Here is a 5,685-nt window from a genome sequence, read left to right as displayed (position 1 = left end):
CATCAATCTTCGGGGCAATCTGTTCGATTCGGCGATCATGAAGACCAGCGGCATCTCGCCGGAATTCCGCGAACGCTATCTCTCCAACCCCAAGGATCCCGAGGCTTTCGAAGGTAACGCCATGGTTTTCGACGGGCCGGAGGATTACCACGCCCGCATCGACGACCCGGCGCAAGGCATCGACGAACACACCATCCTGTTCATGCGCGGCGCTGGCCCGGTCGGCTATCCCGGCGGTGCCGAGGTCGTCAACATGCAGCCGCCGGCCTATCTCATCAAGAAGGGCATCCACGCGCTCGCTTGCATCGGTGACGGCCGCCAGTCGGGCACGTCGGGTTCGCCCTCGATCCTCAACGCCTCGCCGGAAGCGGCGATTGGCGGCGGACTGGCGCTGCTCAAGACGGGCGATCGTGTCCGCATCGACTTGCGCAAGGGTACGGCCGACATCCTCGTCACCGACGACGAGATCACCCGGCGCCGCGCCGAGTTGCAGAACAATGGCGGCTTCCACTATCCCAAGCACCAGACACCCTGGCAGGAGATCCAGCGCGGCATGGTCGCGCAGTTCTCGGAGGGGATGGTGCTGAAGCCGGCGGTGAAATACCAGGATGTCGCGCACACCAGCGGTGTCCCCAGAGACAATCATTGATACTGAATCGACGGATGGCGGCTTGATCAAATCAGGCCGCCATCGGTTTTCCGGTTATCCTGGCCGGGTAGGTCGAGAACGGTCACCGTCCTTGACAAGCGCGCCCAACAAATCCACCATCATGACAAGGGGTGCATCGCGACGACCCCGTGAGGCGTCAGCCCAACGTTCGCGTCCAAGCTTCTCTTTTCAGGAGGTGGACGCCATGCCGTCAACAACCGCTATCACCGTACCGCAATTGTCCCGGCTCATAGGTCTGCCGGGTGCACCTGTCATCATCGATGTTCGCATCGAAGAAGATTTCGAAGCCGATCCGCGCCTGTTGCCGGCCTCGTGCCGGCGCGATTTCAAAACCGTTTCGACCTGGGCGGCCGAGTTTGCCGACAAGCCGGTGGCCGTCGTCTGTCAGAAGGGGCAAAAGCTCTCGCAAGGCGTCGTCGCATGGATGCGCCATGAGGGGATATCAGCCGAATCCCTTGAAGGCGGCTTTGAGGCCTGGCGCGATGCCGGGGGGCTTCTGGTCCGCACCGCCAAGTTGCCGCCACGCAATGAAAAGGGCGCCACCGTCTGGGTGACGCGATCCCGCCCGAAGGTCGACCGCATCGCTTGCCCATGGCTGATCCGGCGTTTCCTCGACCCCGACGCGGTGTTCCTGTTTGTCGAACCCGCTGAAGTATTGGCTGTTGCCGACCGCTTTCAGGCCGTGCCGTTCGACATCGACAATGTGTTCTGGAGCCATCGCGGCGAACGCTGCACCTTCGACACGATGATCGAGGAGTTCGGGTTGGAATCCGGGGCGCTCGATCGCCTGGCGTTGATCGTGCGCGCGGCCGACACCGCAAGCCTCGACCTGGTGCCCCAGGCGGCCGGTTTTCTGGCTGCCTCGCTCGGTCTGTCGCGTATGTACCGCGACGATTTGGAACAACTGGAAGCAGGCATGCTGCTCTACGACGCGTTCTTCCGCTGGTGTCGCGACGCCACCGAAGAAACGCACAACTGGCCCGCTGCAGGTAAACCATCATGACCATTCTTGTCCCCGACAATAAGGCGGTGACCGTCGAGCCGCCGGCTGCGCCGACCTTCGCGGAAGCCACGAAGGTCTGGGCGAAAATCGGATTGCTCAGCTTTGGCGGTCCGGCCGGGCAGATCGCGCTGATGCACAAGGAACTGGTCGAGGAGCGGCGCTGGATCGGGGAACGGCGTTTCCTGCATGCGTTGAATTACTGCATGCTGCTGCCTGGCCCGGAAGCCCAGCAACTCGCCATCTACATCGGTTGGCTGCTGCACAGGACGGCCGGTGGCCTTGTTGCCGGCATCCTGTTCGTCGTGCCGGGCGCGCTCGTCATGCTCGCCTTGAGCAGCCTGTACGTCCTCTATGGCGACATGCCGCTCGTCGCGGCGCTGTTTTTCGGGGTGAAGGCGGCGGTGCTCGCCATTGTCATCGAGGCGGTGATCCGGATCGGGCGACGCGCCCTCAAGAACCGGGTCATGGTGTCGATCGCGGTCGCGGCGTTCATTGCCATCTATGCGTTGAATGTGCCGTTTCCGCTCATCGTCCTTCTCGCCGGCCTGACGGGATGGCTGGGGGACCGCGTTGCTCCCGGCCTGTTTTCCGGCTCGGCCCATGGCAAAGACGGTGTTGCCGACTCCAAGGGAGCGGTCGACCTGATGTTCGAGCGTGGCGAACTGGCCCATGTCAAACCTACCAAATGGCACGCGCCGCGCACCCTCGCCATCTGGCTGCCGATCTGGCTCGGGCCTGTTCTTTTGATCTGGTGGTTCACCGGCTCCGCAAGCGTCTGGACCGAGATAGGCCGGTTCTTCAGCCTGATGGCTGTCGTCACCTTCGGTGGCGCCTACGCGGTGCTCGCCTATGTCGCGCAGGCAGCCGTCCAGTCCTTCGGCTGGCTGGCGCCGGGTGAAATGGTGGACGGTCTTGGACTTGCAGAAACGACGCCAGGACCGCTCATCCTGGTGCTGCAGTTCGTCGGCTTCATCGCCGCGTTCCGCCATTCCGGCTCGCTCGACCCGTTGCTTGCCGGATCGCTGGGGGCGCTGCTCACCTTGTGGGTGACGTTCACGCCCTGCTTTTTCTGGATATTCCTCGGGGCGCCCTACATCGAGGCCTTGCGCGGCAACAAGGCATTGTCGGCCGCACTGGGCGCGATCACCGCCGCAATTGTCGGGGTGATCATGAATCTGGCCCTATGGTTTGCTTTGCATGTCATCTTCCGTGAGGTGCACGCGACGGGGCTTGGCATGAACGTGCCGGTGCTTTCGTCCATCGACTGGCGTGCGGCCTTGCTATCCGTGGCCGCGATGGTCGCCATCCTGAAGCTGAAAGTCGGCATGCTGCCGACACTCGCGCTATCCGCCCTTGCAGGGGTCTTGCTGGCGGCGGCTGGTTAGACAGCACCGCCTTTGTAATCCGCTTGCCCACCACCTAAGTGGGCTGGAAACGGAAGGAAACATCATGGCCGGACGGCGCTCTTCCCTCGGCTTCCTCGGAATGTTCGGCCGTTCGGGCGACTTGAGGCAGCTCGACGATGCATTGCGCGGCGCCGATCTGCATCCAGCCCTTGTGCCGGAGGGCGTGAAGCTTACCATCGTCAACCTGATGAAGGATCGCTGGCCCGACGAGCCGCCGCCGGGCACCTATGCGTCGGTGGCACAATTATGCAGCTATTGCATCGCGGGTCCGGAAACCTTCGAGCAAGCCAATGGCCATGATCGGACGCTGGAAGCCGAGCGTCGCATCGAGGCGGCGCTTGAAACCGGCGACAGCCTCGACGCGCAGATCGTGCTGATGACGCTGCATGCCAAGCTCATCAACGCTGAAGTCGTCGACCGATACGGGCTCAGCGCGGAATGACGCGAAAGGCAAGATCTGCTTGATCCCCCGCGGCAGCCGAGCCGATCAGGCCCGGCTGATCTCCTCGAGATACCAGCCGATGTAGCGCAGTTCGTTGTATTCCATCGGCGCGATCGGTCCGGGCACGAAATAGTGCGAGCGCACGCCGCGCGCGGTGTGCTCGATGATCTTCTTGTCCTCTTCGGTGGTGACCTTCCACAGCCAGGTCAGCTTCTCCAGATCGTAGTCCTGGCCCTCGACCGCGTCGCCGCGCACCAGCCAGATCAGCTCCATCTCACAGGTACCAGCTGTTTTCGGGATGAAACGATAGATCATGCCGTGATCGGGATAACAGACGAGAAAGGTCGTACCGCCAAGATGGATCGATGTCACGCCACCATCATAGTCGGTGAAACGGCCCATCAGCGGCGCGACCGGCGAGCCGTCCTTGCTGCCGCTGGAAACGCCGTCATAGAGCGCATAGCGGAAAGTGTGGATCGCCTCCTGTCCGGCGGCCGAGTTCTGCCAGCGGTTGGCGCTGCCGATCTCGATGCCGAGCGCGCAGGTGCGTTGCTCCATCGCGGCATTGAGCTGCTCGATCATCTCGGCCGGTTTTTCCAGCGCATGCGTCTGCGAATATTCCGGATGCGCCGGCCCGCAATGGTAACATTCGACATAGTTCTCGACGGCGAGCTTCCAGTTGGCGTCGAGCGGATAGGACTGACGATACGCCACCTTGGCGTCGCCCCAGCCATATTGGCCGCAGCTCGTGCGCAGCGACTGTTCGATCGGATCGAAATCGAGCGGCGTCTCGGCGAAGGAAATGAAGACCAGCCCGGAAGCGACGCGGACATGAAGCTTCTTCAGCCCGTGCGCCGAGCGGTCGAAATCCTTTGGCATCAGGCGCGCGGCACGCAAGGATCCGTCATTGGAATAGGCCCATGCGTGGTAGGGGCACACGAACATCTTCGCATTGCCCTTCTCCTTGGTGCAGACCTCGGCACCACGGTGGCGGCAGACATTGAGCATGGCATGCACGGTGCCATCCATGCCGCGTGTCAGGATGACCGCCTCGTCGCCCAGCTTGAACAGCTCGAAATCGCCGGGGTTCGGGATAACGCTGGCATGCGCCAGGCAATGCCAGTGGCGGCGAAAGACACGTTCCATGTCGCGCTCGAAGATCGCCGGATCATGATAGAAGGCACGCACCAGGCCGTGACCTGGCCGATGAGATGCCACCAGCCGATCGATCGCGTCGCCGTCGGTGGGTGCTTGCTGGATAGGATGCACACTCATTTGTCGTTCTGCCCGATGGTTGGTCCCGGAGCAATTCCAGGAAAAGTGTGAAGCGGTTTTCTGTTCGGAATTGCGTCAAACGAAGAGCGCAATTCCAGGAAAAGTGTGAAGCGGTTTTCCGTTCTGAATTGGTTCCGGGTGGTGGCTGTATGGCTGCACGAACTCGTCTCCGGTCAGGCGCCCATTTGCGTGCGCGGCAGGTGGATCAGGTTGCCGAAGCGGGCACGCAATCTGTCGTCGACCTGTTTTGGCACGTGGCGCGGAAATCGCTCGGCAAGAATGCGTTTCTTCTCGGTGATCGCACGCAGCAATATATCAGGCCGGCCTTTTTCGTTCCATTCCTTCGGCGAGGAACGATCGCCGAGGGCGGGATAGAAGTGCTCGGTCTGCATCAGCTTGAGCGTTTGTTCGTTGTCGAGATAGTGGCCCGGACCCTTGAGGCAGACCTCGGCGATGCTGTCGATCGACAGGGCCTCGTCAGTCACGTCGATGCCACGCGCGCAGCCCAGGCAATGACCGAGCATGTCGTTGTCGATGACCAGGCTTTCCAGGCAGAAGCCGAGCAGCGAGGCATGCATGCCGGCCGCCTCGTAGACGAGGTTGAGGCCGGAGAGGCCGGCCATCACATTGGTGATGCCCTTTTCGTAGCCGGACTGAATATCGGGCAATTTCGAATCCGTCATGCCGGCGGCGGAGCCACCGGGCAGGTCGTAGAATTGCGCCATCTGGGCACAGGCCGCCGTTGCTACCGACTGCTCGGCCGACCCGCCCGCCATGGCGCCGGTGCGCAGGTCCGACATGAACGGCCATGCGCCGAAGATCGCCGGATGGCCGGGCTTGAGCGCGTTGACATAGACCAGGCCGGCCAGCACTTCGGCCACTGCTTGCA

6 protein-coding genes are annotated in these 5,685 nt (G+C 62.3%); 4 read left to right on the top strand and 2 right to left on the bottom strand.

What is annotated here, in order from left to right; all coding sequences use genetic code 11:
• The 4 genes from EN984_RS20310 to EN984_RS20295 form a co-directional block, all read left to right on the top strand.
• A partial coding sequence (locus EN984_RS20310; RefSeq protein WP_206517451.1) for a dihydroxy-acid dehydratase occupies positions 1-649 on the top strand: 649 nt, incomplete at its 5' end.
• 205 nt (positions 650-854) lie between these two features.
• On the top strand, positions 855-1,673 hold the full coding sequence (locus EN984_RS20305; protein WP_127267013.1) for a chromate resistance protein ChrB domain-containing protein: 819 nt from the start codon (positions 855-857) through the stop codon (positions 1,671-1,673).
• Complete coding sequence (gene chrA / locus EN984_RS20300; RefSeq protein WP_127273111.1) at positions 1,670-3,058, top strand: chromate transporter; 1,389 nt, start codon at positions 1,670-1,672, stop codon at positions 3,056-3,058. The genes EN984_RS20305 and chrA overlap by 4 nt, the downstream gene beginning before the upstream one ends.
• Positions 3,059-3,122: 64 nt before the next feature.
• Positions 3,123-3,521 carry a hypothetical protein gene (locus tag EN984_RS20295; protein WP_127271376.1) on the top strand — a complete coding sequence of 133 codons (399 nt, stop codon included), beginning with the start codon at positions 3,123-3,125 and terminating at the stop codon, positions 3,519-3,521.
• 45 nt (positions 3,522-3,566) lie between these two features.
• On the opposite strand, the gene EN984_RS20290 is transcribed toward EN984_RS20295, so the two are convergent.
• Together EN984_RS20290 and EN984_RS20285 are read right to left on the bottom strand one after the other, a co-directional pair.
• On the bottom strand, positions 3,567-4,796 hold the full coding sequence (locus tag EN984_RS20290; RefSeq protein WP_127271385.1) for an aromatic ring-hydroxylating dioxygenase subunit alpha: 1,230 nt from the start codon (positions 4,794-4,796) through the stop codon (positions 3,567-3,569).
• A 173-nt stretch (positions 4,797-4,969) separates the two neighbouring features.
• Positions 4,970-5,685, bottom strand: a 716-nt coding sequence (locus EN984_RS20285; RefSeq protein WP_206517450.1) for a trimethylamine methyltransferase family protein, incomplete at its 5' end; no start/stop codon positions are given.

The sequence above is a fragment of the Mesorhizobium sp. M7A.F.Ca.CA.004.12.1.1 genome (assembly GCF_003997835.1).
GTDB lineage: Bacteria > Pseudomonadota > Alphaproteobacteria > Rhizobiales > Rhizobiaceae > Mesorhizobium.
Note: the sequence above shows the minus strand (reverse complement) of the source record. Positions and strands in the feature narration are given on the sequence as shown.